We start from the raw sequence: 18,001 nt of genomic DNA, 5'->3' as shown, positions 1-18,001 counted from the left end.
CACTGGCTCAGCCAGCGGCTGGCGACGTGCCAGAAATCGCCTGGATGTAGCCGTGGTTCGCAACGACTCGACTTCCAGGCCGAGCTCGAACTGCTCCGGGTGGCACCGCGCGCCGCCGGCCCGCGCTGATCCGGCGTTGGGCCTAGCTTTCGGTCTTGCGGCCGAAGCGGCGTTTGCGTTCCGGCTTCGGCTCTGGCGGCGTCTCGCCGGGCGCGGTGCCCTCCGGCCACAGTGGAGTGGCCGCCGCTCGGGCGGCCTTGTCGTCGCGGTCGCCGCCGTCGGTGGCGCTTGTTCCGCCTACACCTCCGGTGGTCGTCGCCCTCGCGTCTGTGGTCCTGGCCCAAGGGTCGGCGTTGGCGTCCTTGACGTCCGCCTTCGTAGCCCTGGCGTCTGCGCTCGCGGCCCTGGCGTCGGCCGTCGTGGCATTGACGTCCGCGGTCGTGGTCCTGGTGTCCGCGTCCGCGCGGCCGGCGAAGTTGTAGGCGTAGCCCGGGTGCGCGTCTTCGTCGTGCCGCTGGGTCGGCACCGTTGCCCGGGGACGGTCGGCCCGCTGCGCGAGCGTGGTGACCAGCATCGAACCGGCGAGACCCGCGAGCACCGCGTAGGGCGCGAGCAGATGGGCCGAGACCTGCTCCGGGCGGATGCCCGAGAGCCTGGGCGCCGCCAGGAAGTAGGCGGTCGCCACGATCAGTGGGCCCGCGATGCCCGAGATGGCGGCGCCGACGCGGTGGAGTGGGTCGCGGGCCGGGCCGCGGGCCACCAGTGCGCCGATCACGAACGCCGCGCCCAGGGCGACGGCCGCGCCCGGCCAGTAAAGATAGTCCCGGAACCAGAAGGCCTCGCTGCCGCTGGTGATCTGCCAGACGCCGAGTTGTGCCGGCGGCTGGTCACCGCCCGAGATCACGCCCTCGGTCACCGAGATCACGGATAGGAGCCAGAGCCAGCCGATCGTGCCGATGATGTTGCTTGCCGCGGGGCGGGACGACAGCGACCAGAGCGCGAAGACCAGGCCGATCAGCACGCCGATCACCGCGTAGCCGGCGGCGATGGTCTGTGGCGAGAACGTGTCGGCGCGTACGGCGGCGCGGGCGGGCACCGCGACCAGCGCGACCGTGACCAGCGCGCCGACGGCGGCGGCGAGCACCAGTGAGAGCCGGCCGAGGAACGCGGCGGCCGGTGGGTCGCCGCCGGTCTCCGCGGGCTCGGCGAGCCGTTGGGCGCCGATCGCGCCGGCGACCGTCGACGTGGCCGCGATCCAGGCGGCCCAGGACAGGCTCGCCGCCCAGGCCGCTTCGCCGGCCCGGTCGGACGCCGGCAGCCAGGTGATGATGCCCAGGCCGTAGCCGAGACCCAACTGCGCGGCGCCGGCGCAGGCGGCAACGCCGATCGCCGCGGCGATCGATCCTCCCCAGCCTCGTACGGCCATGCCGGGCAGCGTAGCGTCCGGGTGCGACGCGGGCGAGCCTTGGCGTGCGTACCGGTGGGCGGGCGTGGAGCGCGGTCCAGCCGAGCAAGCTAGGGTCGGTGCCGTTGCCGCCGCGGCGGCCACGCACAGCGAGCTACCTGGTGTCGAAGGGATCGTGGATGGCCGACCAGCCCGAGGACCCGCGCACGAGGCGCGGTGCCAGTTCGGACGACTCGGATCAGCCGCTCGACCAGACGGCACCATTCGACCCGATCCGCGACGACGAGGACGAGGACGCGGCCACGCCTCGCACCTCGGGCGACGACCAGGCCGCGGCGTCAACCCAACCCCTGGACCACACGGCACCGTTCGACCCGATCCGCGACGATGACGACGATGACGACGGTGCGGGCGCGGGGGACGAGACCGATTCCGAGCGTACGCAGGCCGTGCCGTCGCGTGGCGACGTGGACGCTGCCGCCGCTACGCAGGCGTTGCCCGACGATCCCGAGCGCACCGCCCGCGTCGCGCCGCCGGACGACGACCGCACCACCCAAATCTCTGCCGCGGACCGCAGGCTGCCACCGGACGATCGCACCACGCGGATCCAGCAGCAGGGACTGCGGAACGCGACCCCGGCCGGTGACGGAGCCTGGGAGGGCCGGGCCGGCATTCCGCAGCCCGGCGGGCCTGGTGAGCCGCCCGACGACGGCCCGCCCGGTGGCTGGCAGCCGGGGCCGCCGGACGACGGTCGCCGGTGGTGGATGCCGATCCTGATCGGGCTCATCGCCCTCGTGCTGCTCGGCGTGCTCGCCTTCGGACTCTGGCTGATCCTGCGCGGTGACGACGGACCCGCCCCGGAGCCGAGCCCGACGACCCCGGTGGCGACGACGGCCGCGCCGACCAGCGCGGCGCCGACGTCGAGTTCGCCGTCACCGACGCCTACGACGGCGGCTCAGGTCGTGGTGCCGATCCTCGAGGGGTTGACCGTCGACGAGGCGCGCCAGCGGCTCTCCTCGGCCGGCTTGTCGGCCCGGCTGAACTACGTGGACTCCGATCGCCCCGCCGGCACCGTGGTCGGCTCCGACCCGGGGCCGGGCGAGCGGGTGGACTCGGGGTCGACCGTCACCGTCGACATCTCGCTCGGCCCGGCACCGACGCCCACTCCGTCGCCGACCGCGACCCCGTCGCCGACATCGTCCCCGAGCATTCCGCCGGGTCCGTAACGACACGACCAGAGTCGCGCGGCCAGCGCCCCGCCGCGATGACGGTTCGCCGGCAAGGCCGGCAGCGATGGTCTCGAACCCAGACGCCGGGGCCTTACCAGCCGCGGCGGCGGTTGAGGACGAAGGCGATACCGAGCGCCGAGACCAGCAGTCCGGCAATGCCGGAGTAGATCAGCGGGCGGCCGTACCCGGCCGGTTCGGCGCCCGCGGTGGTGTCGTGGTTCCCGTCCGCACCCGGCTCGGTCGCCGTCGACGGGCGGTCCGGGAACAACTCGTCCAGACCGCGCGTGTCGGCCGGCGACGGCGTGGCCGACCGCCGATGGCGCGGCGTCGGCGAGGCCGGCCGGGGCTGCGGCGCGGTGGTCGCTGCCGGCGGCGCCGCCGGTGGGCGGGCCGGAGCGGCCGACGGTGCCGGCATCGGCTGCGCCGGCGGCACGGGCGGCGCGACGTCGGGCACCTCCTCGTCAGGCGCCTCGGCATCCGGCTCGTCTGGTGGCTCCTCGGGCTCCGGCCGCGACGGCTCCTCCGGTGCGAACCAGCCGTCGTCGGGGTCGAACGGCTGCCGTCCGACCAGCTCACCGGCCGGCAAGAGCGGATCCAGGTAGCGCCACGCGGCCGACGGCGGCACCGGCGCTAGCGGCGGCAGCAGACTCTCCACCCTGGGCAGGGCGACCCGCGGGACCGGGAACGGCGGCAACCCGTCGGGCGCCGCGGCCCGGCTGGCAGCGAGTGCCACGCCGGGTAGAGCGACGCCCGGCAACGCGACGCCGCCGACGAACAACGCGGCCGCGAGACACACCGGGGCACAGCGGATCAGCGGTCGCGCCGGTGGCTTGACCATGGGTGACCCCCAGGAATAGGGGTCCTGGTCACGCCCGGGAAGAACTTTTCGGTGGGTATGTCGAGTCTAGAGCCGCGAAGCCCCGCGCATGCCGCGATCGGCAAACGGTCAGCGGACCGCCACCGGCAGGGCCGGCACGCCGACGCGGCGCGGCGCCGCGCGTAGGTCGTTGGGGGAGCGCAACTGCCGCAGGCCGTTGACCTGGACGAAGATGGAGCGCCGCTCGACCGCGTCGCCCGCCGCGTTCAACTCGTATCCGTCGAGCCAGACCCAACCGTCATAGGTCGGCCAGTCGTGTACGCGGATGACGCGGAAGAGAAGAGGGTCGATGAACTGGACGCTCGCCGCGCGCGTCACGTGCAGCACGTCACCGGAGCGAGGAAGCACGATCTACTCCTGTTCCGAAGCCCGTCGATCGAAGCGACTCAGGGAAAGAACGGTCGGGGAGAACTGATCTTTCAGAAACGCTGAGTAACCCGTGGCATACGCACAGAGTGCACCAACAACATGATCAATGCAAGTTGCACTTTGGTAGTGCTTTCGCCGCATCATGTGGCCGCTATGGTCCTTGATGTCCGGCCGTTAAGCGCGTCAGACTGAAGCCGCATCACTCAGCGACCGTCGCAATTGCGTAACTCGCCGCAAAAGTCCGATATGGGTGTTCCCGTGGCGGGTGCGGACGCTAACGTAATCCGCACCTGTCCGGAGGTGACCCGGTGACCGAACGCCGGAGCCCGACCATCCGCCGCCGGCGGCTGGGCGCCGAGCTACGCCGCCGCCGAGAGGCGGCCGGCGTGACCATCGACGGCGTCGCTGAGCGGCTCGAATGCTCCGCGTCGAAGATCTCCCGCATCGAAACCGGCCACACCTCGGCGACCCCGCGCGACGTCCGCGACATGCTCGCCATCTATGACATCACCGGCCCGGAGTGCGAAGAGCTCGTCCAGATCGCCCGTGAGGCGCGCCAGAAAGGCTGGTGGCATCCGTACGGTGCGGTGCTCGCCGGCGCCTATGTCGGCCTCGAGGCCGCGGCGCATTCCATCCGCGCCTACGAGCAGCAGGCAGTGCCCGGGCTGTTGCAGACCGAGGACTATGCCAAGGCGATGATCCGCGCCGCTCGACCCGATTTCACCACAGAAGATGTAGACCGTCGGGTGAGTGTCCGTCGCGCGCGTCAGTCGTTATTGAACGAGGACGACCCGATCGACCTCTGGTTCGTTCTGGATGAAGCTGTGGTGAGCCGGCCTGTAGGCGGTGATGCCGTCATGCGGGCCCAACTGGAAAGGCTTGTGAAGGCGGCAGAGTACCCAAATGTGACCTTGCAGATCCTGCCCTTCGAGGCAGGTGCTCACGCCGGCATGGACGGCACCTTCGCCATTCTGGAGTTCCCCGAGCCGAGTGACCCTGAAGTGGTCTACGCGGAAAACGCCACCGGGGGCCTCTTCATCGAGAAGAGCGACGAGTTGCGGAAGTACGTCTTCATCTTCGACCACATCCGTGCGGCCGCTCTCCGCCCCGAAGAGTCGGTCGCATACATCGCGAAGCTAGCTAAGGAGCCACTGTGGAAGGCGAGACCAAGGGTTTTCACGTCGACCTGACCGGCGCGGTCTGGCAGAAGAGCACGCGTAGCGGGCCCAACTGCGACAACTGCGTCGAGGTCGCCTTCGTGCCCGGAGCCGTTGCCGTGCGGGACTCGAAGAACCCGACCGGGCCGGCGCTGCTGTTCACCATCGACGAGTGGGACGCGTTCGTCGGTGGCGCCAAGGACGGCGAGTTCGACCTGTAGGACAGATCGCGGCCAGGCGTCCTCCGACCTCGGAGGGCGCCTGGTTTGTTTCGACGAAACGCTTGGACCGTCGCTGTCGCCCGGCCGGGTCGTTGTACCAGAAGACACGGCAAATGCCAGGTCAACCCGCCGAGCGGGTTAATCCGAACGAGCAGGCAGGCGACAGACGAATGACCATGCCCGACAACCTCGGAAACGGTTCGGCGACGCAGGAGCGCTTCACCGGGCCGTACCGCAAGACCCGCCGCGAGGCGGCCCTGACGATCGAGGCGCCGGCCGAGCGCGAGCCGGATCGGGTCGTCCGCCAGGGCCTGCCGGCGGACCTCACCACCGGCGCCGCGGCCGAGCGGCCGGAGCCGGTCTTCCCGGCGCAGTGGGCCAACGCCGAGCCCGAGGCGTTGATCGCCGACCACCCGCTGCTCCGCGGCCTGCTGCTGGAACTGCCGCCGAAGGGGAGCATCCCGACCGCCGGCTGGCTGGACCGCTGGTTCGAGGCCGCCCGGTCCATCCTGGAGCTCCTCTACCTACAGGACGCCAACCGGCCGCGCTAGCCGCAGGCGCTCCGGCTGGGCCACCGCGCCCTCGGCGAGGCGGCTGTGGCGCAGCGCGTCGCGGACGCCGACACCCGTGACGACCAGGCCGGCCACGGTCAGCACCGCGCCGAGCACCGCGGGCACGGTCAGGGCGACCAGGCCCGCGGCGGCCAGCACGGCCGCCACCCCCGCCAGCGCGATGACCTGGATCGGCAGGGCGAGCAGCGGATGCGCGGCCGCGGCGCGCAGGCCGGGCGGCGCGGGAGTGTGCGGCGCCGTCGCGAACGCGGCGGCCCCGCGCCGTACCCGCCCCAGCCGGCGCACCGACACGACGGCGACCGCCAGGGCCGGCACCCAGAGCGGCAGCACCGCGGGCATGAGGTCGCCGTAGCCCAGCAGCCCCGCCACGCCGATGGCGGCCAGCACCGCCAGCAATCCACCGACGAGCAGTTGCAGGCGCGCGGCCCGCCGGCGCAGCACCGCGGCCGTGGTGGCGCGGGGCAGCAGGTCGACGAGCCCGGCCGCGCCGAGCGCGGCGAGAGCGATGACGGTGGTCAGTGCCAGGTCGGTCCCCATGCCATCGAGACTGGCCCAAACAGGACTCGCGCACATCCGGGTGCCTCCCCGGCCGCACCCGCAGACCCACCCCGTAGGGGACACGCGAGTGGTATTGAAAATTCGACATCTGTTCACGTCTCCGCGCGGCGTCTAGCCTCACCCAAAGATCGGTCAATGCCGATATCTCGCCACGAGCGAGGTACGGCCTGCCACCGGTCGGAGGGGAGGAGGGAGATGCGTCTCCCGCGCACGTTCGTCCTGGTCGGGGTTGGTGCCCTGACCGCCTTCGCGTTCGCGTCACCGGCGGCCGCCGCCGAACCGAGCGGCACCGTCCGCAACGCCGGCGGCGAAACCGCCGTCGCCGACAGCTACATCGTCGTGTTCAAGGACAGCGCCGTCGCCCGGATGTCGGTCGACGGCAGCGCGGCCACGCTGGCCGCCCGGCACGGCGGTGAAGTGGTCCGCACCTACCGCACCGCGTTGCGCGGCTTCGAGGTCAAGGCCAGCGCGGCCCAGGCGGCCAAGATCGCCGGCAACCCGAACGTCGCGTACGTCGAGCAGAACCACACGGTGTGGGCGATGGACACCCAGTCCAACCCGCCGTCGTGGGGACTCGACCGGATCGACCAGCGGAACCTGCCGCTGAACCAGTCCTACACGTACCCGAACACGGCCCCGAACGTGCGCGCGTACATCGTGGACACCGGCATCCGGACCACCCACCAGGACTTCGGCGGGCGGGCCACCAGCGGCTTCGACGCCGTCGACGGTGGCGCGGCGGACGACTGCAACGGGCACGGCACGCACGTCGCCGGCACGGTCGGTGGCGGCGCGTACGGCGTGGCCAAGGGCGTCCAACTCGTCGCGGTCCGGGTGCTCAACTGCCAGGGAAGCGGCACCAACGCGCAGGTCATCGGCGGCATCGACTGGGTCACCGCCAACGCGGTCAAGCCCGCGGTCGCCAACATGAGCCTGGGCGGCGGCGCGAACGCCTCGATCGACGCGGCCGTCAACAGCGCGATCAACTCGGGCGTCACGTTCGCCATCGCGGCGGGCAACGGCAACATCCTGGGCCAGCGGCAGAACGCCTGCAACTACTCGCCGGCCCGGGTGCCCAACGCGATCACCGTCGGCGCCACCCAGAACAACGACGCCGCGGCCTCGTTCTCGAACTTCGGCACGTGCGTCGACATCATCGCGCCGGGTGTGAACATCACCTCGACGTGGTCGACGAGCAACACCGCGACCAACACCATCAGCGGTACGTCGATGGCGACGCCGCACGTGGCCGGGGCGGCCGCCCTGGTGCTCTCGGCCAACCCGTCCTGGACCAACCAGCAGGTCCGCGACTACCTGGTCAACAACTCGACGCCGAACGTGGTGACCAACCCGGGCACCGGCACCCCGAACCGGCTGCTCTACGTGGTCAACAACGGCACGCCGCCGGCCAACGACTTCGGCGTGTCGGTCTCGCCGGCGTCCGGTTCGGTGGCCGCCGGCAGCGCGGCGACCACGACGGTCAACACCGCCACCACGTCCGGCTCCGCGCAGTCCGTGTCGCTCTCGGCGAGCGGCCTGCCGTCCGGCGCGACCGCGAGCTTCAGCCCGGCCTCCGTCACCTCGGGCGGCTCGTCGACCCTGACGATCAGCACCTCGGCGTCGACCCCGTCCGGCACCTACGCGGTGACCGTCAACGGGACCGGCGCTGCGGGCACCCGCTCGGCCACCTACTCGTTGACCGTCACCGGTGGCACCGGCGGCGGCTGCGCCGGGACCAACGGCACCGACGTGAACATCCCGGACAACAACACCAACATCGCCAGTACGATCGCCATCTCCGGCTGCGGGCGGGCCCCGTCCGGCTCGTCGACGGTGGCCGTCAACATCGTCCACACGTACCGCGGTGATCTGGTCATCGACCTGGTCGCGCCGGACGGCACCGCCTACCGGCTCAAGAACAGCAGCTCGTTCGACAGCGCCGACAACGTCAACGCGACCTACACGGTCAACCTGGCGGGCGAGTCGGCCAACGGCAACTGGCAGCTCCGGGTCCGCGACGTCTACAGCAGCGACACCGGCTACATCAACACGTGGACCTTGACCCTCTAGACGGGGAACGCGGTGAGCGGCTCCGTCGCCGGTGGCGGCGGGGTCGCTTTCCACAGCCCGAGCTTCTGCGCGAAGAGCCGCGCCGCGTACGCCGGGTTGAGGATCACGTAGCGGCGCCACAGCCGGCGCGGCTCGAGGCCGAGCCGCCACAGCCACTCCAGGCCGCGCTTCTGCATCCACGGCGGCGGCTTGCGGAGCAGGCCGGCGTGGTAGTCGAACGCGGCGCCGACGGCCAGTTGCGGCATGTCGAGCAAGGGCCGCATCGCGTACGCGAAGATCTCCTGCCGCGGGCAGCCGAGCCCGACCAGCGCGACGCGGGCGCCCGAGGCCCGGATCCGGTCGGCGATCTCGACGGCCTCGCCGGGCCGGGCGGTGCGGAACTTCGACGACTCCCAGCCGGCGAACTTGAGCGCCGGGAACATCTTCTCCAGGGCCGGCACCAGCCGGCCGAGCGTCTCGTCGGTGGAGCCGTAGAGATAGACCGGCAGCCCCTCGTCGGCGCACCGGGCCAGCACCCGCAGGGTCAGCGTCGGGCCGTAGACCCGGTCGGTGAGCCCGGCGCCGTGCAGCAGGTTGAGCCCCCAGCGCACGGGCTGCCCGTCGGGGGTGACCACGTCGAACGCGTTGAGCCGGGCGTTGTGCGGCGGGTCGAGCACGCCGGTCATCACCCCGTGCACCGCGAGCGCGGTGAGGGCCAGGGGCCGGCGCTCGTGCGCGGCCTCGATCACCCGCTCGGTGGCGGTCTCGTAGTCGACGGCGTCGACCAGGACGCCGAGGACGCTGTGCCGGCCCTTGTCGATCACGACCCGGGCACCCAGCGGTCGACGTTGGCGTCGTGGATCTCCCGCAGGATCATCGGGACGTCGTAGGTCTGCTGCCACTGCGGGTAGTGCTCCTGGAAGCGGGCCATGCTGCTGATCCACCACTGGTGGTCGCCGACCCGGGCCTCCTCGACGTAGTTGATCTTCGGCTCGCGGCCCGAGATCTCCTTGGCCAAGGCGAAGGCCTCGATGTGCGAGGTGTTCGAGTGCCGGCCGCCGCCCAGGTTGTAGATCTGGCCCGAGCGCGGCGCGCGGAAGAACGCCTCGAACGCGGTGAGCACGTCGTGCGAGTGGATCGCGTCGCGCACCATCTTGCCCTTGTAGCCGTACAGGTTGTAGGTGCGCTCCTCCATCACGCAGCGCATCACGTAGCCGAGGAAGCCATGCAACTCGGCGGCCGAGTGGGCCGGGCCGGTCAGGGTGCCGCCGCGGAACGAGGCCGTCTTCATGCCGAAGTAGCGACCGTATTCCTGGACCATGACGTCGCCGGCGACCTTGCTCACTCCGAAGATCGAGTGCAGGCAGTCGTCGATCGACATGTCCTCCGTCACGCCCTGCGCGTACGGGTGGTCGGGCGCGATTTCATAACGAGTTTCCTGCTCGATCAGCGGCAGGCTGTTGGGCCGGTCGCCGTAGACCTTGTTGGTCGAGCAGAAGATGAACGGCGCGTCGATCGCGTGCTGGCGGGTGTTCTCCAGCACGTTGAGGGTGCCGACGGCGTTGACGTCGAAGTCGGTGAACGGCTCCTTGGCGGCCCAGTCGTGGGAGGGCTGCCCGGCGGTGTGGATCACCACAGAGATGTCGGCGCCGTACTTCTTGAAGATCGCTTCGAGCGCCGCCCGGTCGCGGATGTCGGCGTCGTAGTGGGTGTAGGAGGTGCCGAGGTCGGCACCCAGGCGCTGGACACTCCACGCGGTGGAGCCGTCGGCGCCGTAGAAGTAGCGCCGCATGTCGTTGTCGATGCCCACGACATCGAGGCCCAGGCCGGCGAAATGCCGACTGGCCTCCGAGCCGATCAAGCCTCCGGAACCGGTCACCAACGCGACGGACACGCACAACTCCAGGGCTGCTCGGCGGTAGGGGCGCATAACGTTAGGGCTCCGCGAGTCGCGGAGCCCAACGTCATGGTGGGGAAGGGGGGAGTTGAACCCCCACGCCCTTTCGGGCACACGGACCTGAACCGTGCGCGTCTGCCATTCCGCCACTTCCCCGGGAACAGCTGCCGGCACATATTACGCTATCCCTGCCGGTGGCCGTGGGCGGTTGCCGCTCGCGGCGCCTGGGAAGACTAGCACGGCGTAATCCGCCACTCCGGTGGCGGGCACGGTCCCCCAGGCGTCGCGAGCGGCAACGCTCCCACGGCGCTCTTCGGAGACCGGTAATGACCGTCGGCCGGTCGCCATGCGGACTGCAGGTGCCCCGGCCGGATACCATCATGGCCTCGGAACCCGAGGAGGAGCCGGTGAGCGTGCTGCAACGCTTCGAGAAGCGTTTGGAAGGCCTGGTCGAAGGGGCCTTCGCCAAGGTGTTCAAGGGGGTCGTCCACCCTGTGGAGATCCTCAACGCCATGCAGCGGGAGGCAGAGGCGCACAAGGCTATCCTGGCCGGCGGGCGGACTCTGGTGCCGAACCGCTACGTGATCGACCTATCTCCCTATGACCACAGCCGGCTCGCGCCGTACGCGGCCGCGCTCGCCCAGGAGCTCGCCCAGTCACAGGCGGAGTTCATCGGCGAGCAGGCGTGGACGGTCTACGGCGACGTGATCGTCGAGATCGAGCGTGGCGACGGCCTCGACACCGGCATGTTCCGGGTCACGGCCGAGGTCTACACGGGTGGCGACGTCGCGCCCGTGCCGCAGGGATACGACCAGGGCGGTGGCTACCAGCAGCCCTACGACCAGGGCTACGGGCAGCCGCCGATGCACGGCGGCGGCGGTGGCGCCGGCGGTCGCAACATCCGGCTGGTCTCCGGCGACGGCCGGACCTACCCGCTGCAGATGGGCTCGACCGTGATCGGCCGTGGCGACCAGGCCAACCTGCGCCTGCCCGACGTCGGCATCTCGCGGCGGCACGCCCGCCTCGACTTCGACGGCGCGCAGGTCGTGCTCACCGACCTCGGCTCGACCAACGGCACGATGGTCAACGGCCAGCGCGTCTCGGCCGTGGCTCTCAACCCCGGTGACATGATCCAGCTCGGCACGACGACGCTGACGTTCCGCGTGGACGGTTAGCCCGTTGGCCGGAGATTTCGTCGTCGAAGTCGCCCGGATCGGATTCATCATTCTGCTGTGGATCTTCGTGTTCACGGTGGTGGGTGTGATCCGGCGTGACCTCTTCGCCGGGGCCCGATCCAGCCGGCTGGTCGCAGCGCCACGGGGGGTTGGCGCGTCGACCGGCCAACAGCGGCCGGCCAAGGTGAAGCGGGGCCGGGCGGCCCACCAGTTGGTGGTGACCGCCGGTCAGCTCGCCGGCACCCGAATCACGCTCGGTGATGGCCAGATTACGATCGGCCGCGCCGAGGACTCGACACTGGTGATCACCGACGATTACGCGTCGGCGCGTCACGCCCGGCTTGTTCCCAGGTCAGGGCAGTGGTTCGTGGAAGACCTGGGCTCGACGAACGGGACGTATCTCGATCGCGCTAAGGTCACCGGACCGACCCCCGTCCCCCTCGGCGTGCCGATCCGTATCGGCCGCACTTCACTCGAGTTACGGCCATGACACTGACACTGCGTTACGCGGCCCGCAGTGACCGCGGTCTGATCCGGGACGGAAATCAAGACTCCGTCTACGCCGGACCGCGGCTGCTCGCCGTTGCCGACGGCATGGGCGGCATGGCCGCCGGTGACGTCGCGAGCAACATCGTCATCGGCGCCATGGCCCCGCTCGACGAGGACGTCCCCGGTGACGCCCTCGTCGACGCGCTGCGCACGGCCGTGGACATCGCCAACCAGCAGCTACGCGACACCGTCGACGCCAACCCGCAGCTCGAGGGCATGGGCACCACGCTCACCGCCATCCTGTTCTCGGGCAGCAAGATCGGCATGGTGCACATCGGCGACTCGCGGGCCTACATGCTCCGCGACGGCGAGTTCGCGCAGATCACCAAGGACGACACCTACGTACAGATGCTGGTCGACGAGGGCCGGATCAGCGCCGAGGAGGCGAGCAGCCACCCGCAGCGGTCGCTGCTCACCCGCGCGCTCGACGGCCGCGACATCGACCCCGAATACTCCGTGCGTCAGGTGCTCCGCGGCGACCGCTACCTGATCTGCAGCGACGGGCTCTCCGGCGTGGTGAGCGCCGAGACCATCGCGGAGTCGCTGCGCGACTTCGCCGACCCGCAGCAGTGCGTCGAGCGGCTGGTCGCCCTCGCGCTGCGCGGCGGTGGGCCCGACAACATCACCGTCGTCGTCGCGGACGCGACCGACCACGACATCGTCGAGGCGACCCCGATCGTCGGCGGCGCGGCCGCCCGCGACCGCGGCAACTCGACCTCGGCCAACCCCGACACGCCGGCCGCCCGTGCCTCGGCGGCGCTCTCCGCGCCCCGGGCCGCGGTGCCCGAGCAGAACCTGCCCGCCGATGCCAACGGCCGTGGCGGCGCGCACGAGGACGAGGGTGACCGGCGCCGGCGCCGCCCGCTGCGCACGGCGGTGCTGCTCGGCGTGCTCCTGCTCATCCTCGGCGGCGGCCTCTGGGCCGGCTGGCGGGTCACGCAGCAGCAGTTCTACGTCGGGGCCACCGACGACGGCCAGCTCGCCGTGTTCCGCGGCGTGCCGGGTCAGATCGCCGGCGTCAACCTGTCGAGCGTCCAGTCGACCAGCGGCACCAACCTCGACGACCTCACCTCGGTCGCCCAGGAGCGGGTCAAGCAGGGCATCCAGGCCGACAGCGAGGCCGACGCCCAGCGCCGGCTCTCCGAGTTGACCACCGACGATCCGACCAACCTCAACTTGAAGCCGGCCTGCCCGCCGAGCCCGACCGCGGGCGCCGACCCGACGGTCGAGCCGACGAGCCCGCCGGTGACCGACCCGACCGCGACCGCCACGGCGACCGGCGAGGCGCCGGCGACGGGCATCGGTGCACCGACCTCGGTGCCCGACGCACCGCCGACCGACACCGTTCCGCCGGTCATCGACCCGGCGGACTGCCGGCCGTCCGACTGACATCGTGAGTTCGCAGGCCGGTCCGGTCAACACACCCGCGGCGACGGGTGAGCTGCCGCGTGTCCGTGACGTGCAGACGCGGCGCAACGCCGAGCTGGCCCTGCTGGGCTTCGCGATGGCGCTGGTCGCCGCCTACAGCGCGACGATCCAGCTCACCATGTTCGACACGATCACCGGCAACTTCTGGGTGCCGGCGGCCGTGCTCAGCGTGCTCTTCCTCGGCCTGCACCTGGTCGTGCGCTATGCCGCACCGTACGCCGACCCCGCCCTGATCCCGGCCGTCGCCCTCCTCAACGGGATCGGCGTGGGCTTCCTGCGCCGGCTCGACCTGGCGGAGGCGCCGGCCGCCGAGCGGCTCAACTACCCGATCTTCGCGGGTACGGGTGGCCGCCAGCTCGCCTGGACGCTGATCTCGGTCGTGCTCGCAGCCGTGGTCCTGATGATCGTCAAGGATCACCGGGCGATCTCGCGGTACGCGTACACGCTGGGTCTGGGCGGTATCGTCCTGGTCCTGATCCCGGCCCTGCTGCCGCGCTCGCTCTCCGAGATCAACGGCGCCAAGCTGTGGATCAAGTTCGGCAGCTTCTCGATCCAGCCGGGTGAGTTCGCCAAGCTGGCGCTGCTCGCCTTCTTCGCCTACTACCTGGTGCGCAAGCGCGAGGTGCTGAGCCTGGCCAGCCGCCGGGTGCTGGGCGTCGACTTCCCGCGCGGCCGCGACCTCGGCCCGGTGCTCGCGGTCTGGGCGGTCTCGCTGCTGGTCCTGATCTTCGAGAAGGACCTCGGCACCTCGCTGCTCTACTTCGGCATGTTCGTGGTGACGCTCTACATCGCCACCGAACGGGTGAGCTGGCTGATCATCGGTCTGCTGCTCTTCTTCGGCGGCGCCTACAGCGCGTACCTCCTCGGCGCCTCGGTCGGCGGTCCGTTCGCCAACTTCTACGACCGTGCGCAGATCTGGCTCGACCCGTTCTCCGACCCCTACCTGCGCGGCTACCAACTCGTGCAGTCGCTGCTCGGGCTGGGCAGCGGCGGGCTCTTCGGCGCCGGGCCGGGCGGTGGGCAGCCGACCAAGATCCCCGAGGTCCACAACGACTTCATCTTCGCCGGCCTCGGCGAGGAGATCGGCCTGTTCGGGCTCTCCGCGCTGCTGATCATCTACCTGCTGATCGTGCAGCGCGGCCTGCGCGCGGGCCTCGCGGTCCGGGACTCGTTCGGCAAGCTGCTCGCCGGCGGCCTCGCCTTCACGCTGGCCTTGCAGGTGTTCGTCATCGTGGGTGGCATCAGCCGGCTGATTCCGCTGACCGGGCAGACCACGCCGTTCCTGTCCGCCGGTGGCTCGTCGCTGATGGCCAACTGGATGCTCATCGCGGTCGTGCTGCGGGTCTCCGACGCGGCCCGGCGGCCGGTCGACGCCTCGGTGTCGGCCCGGCCGAGCGGCTCGAGCGCGAGTGCCCCCGCGCAGTTGCACGGGGCACCCACGGAGGTGATCAAGCCGTGAACGCACCGCTGCGCCGGGTCGGCGTCGTCGTCCTGGTGCTCTTCGCGCTGCTCTTCGTCAACCTCAACTGGGTGCAGGCCTACAAGGCCGACGAATACCGCAACAGCGACTACAACGGCCGTGTCCAGATCGCCGAGTACGAGCGGGAGCGGGGCGTCATCGAGGCCGGCCGCACGGCGCTGGCCTCCAGCAAGCCGACCGACGGCGAACTGAAATACATCCGGGAGTACCCGGCCGGCGAGGCCTACGCGCACGTCGTGGGCTACAACCCGGTCAACCTCGCGGCCACCGGCATCGAGAAGAGCGAGGACGAGTTCCTCGCCGGCACCTCCGACGCGCTGGTCGCAGACCGGATCTCCGACCTGTGGACCGGCGAGAAGACGCCGGGCGGCAGCGTGCTGCTCAGCCTCTCCAAGCGGGCGCAGGAGACCGCGTTCAAGGAGATGAGCAACAACCGGGTCGGCGTCGACAAGGGTGCGGCGGTGGCCCTCGACCCGCGGACGGGCGCCGTGCAGGCCCTCGTGTCGATGCCCAGCTTCGACCCGAACCCGCTGGCCGACCACGACACCGACGCGGCCGAGGCGGCGTACGACAAGCTCGAGTCGGACCCGGGCAAGCCGCTGATCAACCGGGCGCTGAGCGAGACGTACCCGCCGGGCTCGACCTTCAAGGTGATCGACGCGGCGGCGGCCCTGGAGAGCGGCTACACCCAGCAGACGCAGATCCCGGCCGGCTCGGTCTACCGGGCACCCACGTCCGGCACCGACATCCGCAACGCAGCCGCCTCCATCTGCCCCGAGTCGCAGGTCTCCCTCAAGGAGGCCCTGACCGAGTCGTGCAACACCGGCTTCGCGAAGCTCGCGGTCGCGCTCGGCGCCGACAAGATCAAGGAAGAGGCCCGCAAGTTCGGCTTCGGGCAGACCGACCTGACCTGCGGCCGGCTCAACGGCGAAGGCCTGCCGGTCGCGCCGAGCGAGACCGGCGACATCAAGAACCCGGACGGCGGCGACGACCCGGCCGCCCTCGCCCAGAGCGGCATCGGCCAGAACAACGTCCGGATGACGCCGATGCAGGGCGCACTGATCGCCGCGGCGGTCGCCAACGACGGCAAGCAGATGCGGCCCTACCTCGTGCAGAAGCTGCTCGGCCCGGACCGCACCACCTCGCACTACACGGCCACGCCCAAGGAGCTCAACGGCGCCGTGGTCAGCGGCCAGGTCGCCCGCGACCTGCAGGAGATGATGGTCAGCGTCGTCGAGAACGGCACCGGCCGCAACGCCCAGATCAACAACGTCGTCGTGGGCGGCAAGACCGGCACCGCCCAGTCCTCCGCCGACCGCGAGGACCACGGCTGGTTCATCGGTTTCGCGATCAAGGACGGCAAGCCCGTCAGCGCGGTCGCGGTCTTCCTGCAGGAGGCGGGCAGCGGCGGCAGCGCCGAGGCCGCCCGGATCGGCGGCCAGATCATGCGCGCCGTGGTCACCGACGCGGGGGGCAGCTGAGGTGATCAGTCCCGGAGTCATGCTGGGTGGACGCTACCGGCTGGACGAACGCATCGCCGGCGGCGGCATGGGCGACGTCTGGCGCGCCACCGACGAGGTGCTCGGCCGCACGGTGGCCGTCAAGATCCTGCTGCCCGCGCTGCTCGACGAGCCCGGCTTCGCCGAGCGGTTCCGCGGCGAGGCACGGACGATGGCCACGATCAACCACCCCGGCGTGGTCGACGTCTACGACTACGGCAGTGACCAGCAGATCGCCTTCCTGGTCATGGAATACGTCGAGGGCGACGCGCTGTCCCGCACGCTGAGCCGGGTCGGCCGGCTGACCCCGGCCCGCACGATGGCGCTGGTCGCCCAGGCGGCCGACGCCCTGCAGGCCGCGCACGAGAAGGGCATCGTCCACCGCGACGTCAAGCCCGGCAACCTGCTGGTACGCCCGAACGGCACGCTCGTGCTGACCGACTTCGGCATCGCCCGCTCGGCGATCGTCGGGCAGCTCACGGCGGCCGGCTCGGTGCTCGGCACCGCCTCCTACATCTCGCCGGAGCAGGCCTCGGGCGACGTCGCCACCCCGTCCTCCGACGTGTACGCGCTGGGCGTCGTCGCCTACCAGTGCCTCTCGGGGCGCCGGCCGTTCGAGGGCGGCAACCCGCTCGAGATCGCGATGAAGCACGTCCGGGAGACGGCCCGCCCGCTGCCGGCCGACATCCCACCGGCGATCCGGTCGATCGTCGAGCGGGCGATGGCCAAGGACCCGGGCGCCCGCTGGCCCACCGCGGCCACGTTCTCGGCCGTGTCCCGGCAGGCGGCGACGACCCTGGCCGCGCCGGCCCAGCCCCACCGGCCCCTGACCCCCGCCGGCCCGCCCAGTGCCGGGCCGATCTCCGGCGCGCCCGCCTCGCCGGCCGCGCCGAACGGCCGGGCGGCCGTGGTCAACCCGGCGGCACCACGCGTCCCACCGGCGGCGACCGCGCGGGTCACGCCGGCACCGCCGCGCGGCGGCGGACACCCGCCGCAGTCACCGATCGTGACGACCCCGGCAGCCCGTGGTGGCTACCCGAGCGTGCCGGCAAACCGGCCACCGGCCGCAGCAGGATACGGTTATGCGTCGGTGCCCCCCGCTGCCGAACCCAGCAGTGGAGGGCGGCGGTTACTGGTCGTGTTGGCAGTGATACTTGGCGTGCTGGTGCTGGTCTGTGCCGGGGTCATCTCCTACATGCTGAGTCTCCGCAACAACGACGGCGGAAGCGGCGGTACGGGCTCGATGGCCCCCATCGGGAAGGTAACGACCGCGCTTCATCTACCCGTCGACGGAACCGATGCGGCGATCGCGCCGTACGGTCTTGGAGAGCGAATCCTCCACATCGGGATGACGAGCGAAGGAATGTTGACGAGATGACGCAGGCCCGCCTGCTGGGTGGCAGGTACCAGGTCGGCGAGCTGCTCGGATACGGCGGCATGGCCGAGGTGCACCGTGGCCGCGACCTCCGGCTCGGCCGGGATGTCGCGATCAAGATGCTCCGCACCGACCTCGCCCGCGACGCGACGTTCCAGATG

The 18,001-nt window shown here is 71.1% G+C and carries 17 protein-coding genes and 1 tRNA gene; 11 read left to right on the top strand and 7 right to left on the bottom strand.

What is annotated here, in order from left to right:
* Positions 1 to 142 precede the first annotated feature (142 nt).
* Positions 143 to 1,426, bottom strand: a complete 1,284-nt coding sequence (locus tag Asi02nite_RS35005) for a hypothetical protein (RefSeq protein ID WP_203718322.1) — start codon at positions 1,424 to 1,426, stop codon at positions 143 to 145.
* A 158-nt stretch (positions 1,427 to 1,584) separates the two neighbouring features.
* Between Asi02nite_RS35005 and Asi02nite_RS35000 the strand changes: the two genes are divergently transcribed.
* The gene (locus tag Asi02nite_RS35000; RefSeq protein ID WP_203718321.1) at positions 1,585 to 2,631 is read left to right on the top strand and encodes a PASTA domain-containing protein; all 1,047 of its coding nucleotides are present in this window, start codon (positions 1,585 to 1,587) and stop codon (positions 2,629 to 2,631) included.
* A 94-nt stretch (positions 2,632 to 2,725) separates the two neighbouring features.
* Here the strand turns inward: Asi02nite_RS35000 and Asi02nite_RS34995 are convergent, their stop codons facing one another.
* Together Asi02nite_RS34995 and Asi02nite_RS34990 are read right to left on the bottom strand one after the other, a co-directional pair.
* On the bottom strand, positions 2,726 to 3,472 hold the full coding sequence (locus Asi02nite_RS34995; RefSeq protein ID WP_203718320.1) for a hypothetical protein: 747 nt from the start codon (positions 3,470 to 3,472) through the stop codon (positions 2,726 to 2,728).
* A gap of 108 nt (positions 3,473 to 3,580) precedes the next feature.
* Positions 3,581 to 3,859 (bottom strand): hypothetical protein, encoded by a 279-nt coding sequence (locus tag Asi02nite_RS34990; protein WP_203718319.1) that lies wholly within the window; start codon positions 3,857 to 3,859, stop codon positions 3,581 to 3,583.
* Positions 3,860 to 4,188: 329 nt separating this feature from the next.
* On the opposite strand from Asi02nite_RS34990, the gene Asi02nite_RS34985 reads away from it, so the two are divergent.
* The 3 genes from Asi02nite_RS34985 to Asi02nite_RS34975 all read left to right on the top strand — a co-directional run bounded on the left by Asi02nite_RS34985 (position 4,189) and on the right by Asi02nite_RS34975 (position 5,809).
* The gene (locus Asi02nite_RS34985) at positions 4,189 to 5,070 is read left to right on the top strand and encodes a helix-turn-helix domain-containing protein (RefSeq protein ID WP_203718318.1); all 882 of its coding nucleotides are present in this window, start codon (positions 4,189 to 4,191) and stop codon (positions 5,068 to 5,070) included.
* A complete protein-coding gene (locus tag Asi02nite_RS34980) occupies positions 5,034 to 5,258 on the top strand; it encodes a DUF397 domain-containing protein (RefSeq protein WP_203718317.1) in 225 nt (74 codons plus the stop codon). The genes Asi02nite_RS34985 and Asi02nite_RS34980 overlap by 37 nt, the downstream gene beginning before the upstream one ends.
* Positions 5,259 to 5,434: 176 nt before the next feature.
* Positions 5,435 to 5,809 (top strand): hypothetical protein, encoded by a 375-nt coding sequence (locus Asi02nite_RS34975; RefSeq protein WP_373312384.1) that lies wholly within the window; start codon positions 5,435 to 5,437, stop codon positions 5,807 to 5,809.
* Here the strand turns inward: Asi02nite_RS34975 and Asi02nite_RS34970 are convergent.
* On the bottom strand, positions 5,783 to 6,367 hold the full coding sequence (locus Asi02nite_RS34970) for a hypothetical protein (protein ID WP_203718315.1): 585 nt from the start codon (positions 6,365 to 6,367) through the stop codon (positions 5,783 to 5,785). The genes Asi02nite_RS34975 and Asi02nite_RS34970 overlap by 27 nt on opposite strands.
* A gap of 216 nt (positions 6,368 to 6,583) precedes the next feature.
* Between Asi02nite_RS34970 and Asi02nite_RS34965 the strand changes: the two genes are divergently transcribed.
* A complete protein-coding gene (locus tag Asi02nite_RS34965; protein ID WP_203718314.1) occupies positions 6,584 to 8,458 on the top strand; it encodes a S8 family peptidase in 1,875 nt (624 codons plus the stop codon).
* Here the strand turns inward: Asi02nite_RS34965 and Asi02nite_RS34960 are convergent.
* From Asi02nite_RS34960 to Asi02nite_RS34950, 3 genes are all read right to left on the bottom strand, one after another.
* Entirely contained in the window at positions 8,455 to 9,261 is an 807-nt protein-coding gene (locus Asi02nite_RS34960; RefSeq protein WP_373312383.1) for a WecB/TagA/CpsF family glycosyltransferase, read from the bottom strand. The two genes, Asi02nite_RS34965 and Asi02nite_RS34960, sit on opposite strands and share 4 nt — an antisense overlap.
* Positions 9,258 to 10,331, bottom strand: coding sequence for an NAD-dependent epimerase/dehydratase family protein (locus Asi02nite_RS34955; protein WP_203718313.1), 1,074 nt, complete (start codon positions 10,329 to 10,331; stop codon positions 9,258 to 9,260). Before Asi02nite_RS34955 ends, Asi02nite_RS34960 begins: the two co-directional genes overlap by 4 nt.
* A 73-nt stretch (positions 10,332 to 10,404) precedes the next feature.
* Positions 10,405 to 10,490 (bottom strand) — tRNA-Leu (locus Asi02nite_RS34950).
* Between the two features lie 224 nt (positions 10,491 to 10,714).
* Here Asi02nite_RS34950 and Asi02nite_RS34945 point away from each other — a divergent pair.
* The 6 genes from Asi02nite_RS34945 (at position 10,715) to Asi02nite_RS34920 (ending at position 17,843) form a co-directional block, all read left to right on the top strand.
* Complete coding sequence (locus tag Asi02nite_RS34945) at positions 10,715 to 11,509, top strand: FHA domain-containing protein (protein WP_203718312.1); 795 nt, start codon at positions 10,715 to 10,717, stop codon at positions 11,507 to 11,509.
* Positions 11,510 to 11,513: 4 nt separating this feature from the next.
* Positions 11,514 to 11,999: an FHA domain-containing protein FhaB/FipA gene (locus Asi02nite_RS34940; protein WP_203718311.1), complete on the top strand. Its 486-nt coding sequence runs from the start codon at positions 11,514 to 11,516 to the stop codon at positions 11,997 to 11,999.
* A complete protein-coding gene (locus Asi02nite_RS34935) occupies positions 11,996 to 13,447 on the top strand; it encodes a PP2C family protein-serine/threonine phosphatase (protein WP_203718310.1) in 1,452 nt (483 codons plus the stop codon). Before Asi02nite_RS34940 ends, Asi02nite_RS34935 begins: the two co-directional genes overlap by 4 nt.
* Before the next feature lie 115 nt (positions 13,448 to 13,562).
* Positions 13,563 to 14,945 (top strand): FtsW/RodA/SpoVE family cell cycle protein, encoded by a 1,383-nt coding sequence (locus Asi02nite_RS34930; protein ID WP_203718331.1) that lies wholly within the window; start codon positions 13,563 to 13,565, stop codon positions 14,943 to 14,945.
* Positions 14,942 to 16,447, top strand: a complete 1,506-nt coding sequence (locus tag Asi02nite_RS34925) for a peptidoglycan D,D-transpeptidase FtsI family protein (RefSeq protein ID WP_203718309.1) — start codon at positions 14,942 to 14,944, stop codon at positions 16,445 to 16,447. The genes Asi02nite_RS34930 and Asi02nite_RS34925 overlap by 4 nt, the downstream gene beginning before the upstream one ends.
* Before the next feature lies 1 nt (position 16,448).
* Positions 16,449 to 17,843 (top strand): serine/threonine-protein kinase, encoded by a 1,395-nt coding sequence (locus Asi02nite_RS34920; RefSeq protein ID WP_203718308.1) that lies wholly within the window; start codon positions 16,449 to 16,451, stop codon positions 17,841 to 17,843.
* The last annotated feature ends 158 nt before the right edge of the window (positions 17,844 to 18,001 follow it).

Source organism: Asanoa siamensis (assembly GCF_016862555.1).
Classification (GTDB): Bacteria; Actinomycetota; Actinomycetes; order Mycobacteriales; family Micromonosporaceae; genus Asanoa; species Asanoa siamensis.
The sequence above is the reverse complement of the archived record's forward strand: the minus strand, read 5'-3'. Positions and strand labels throughout refer to the sequence as shown.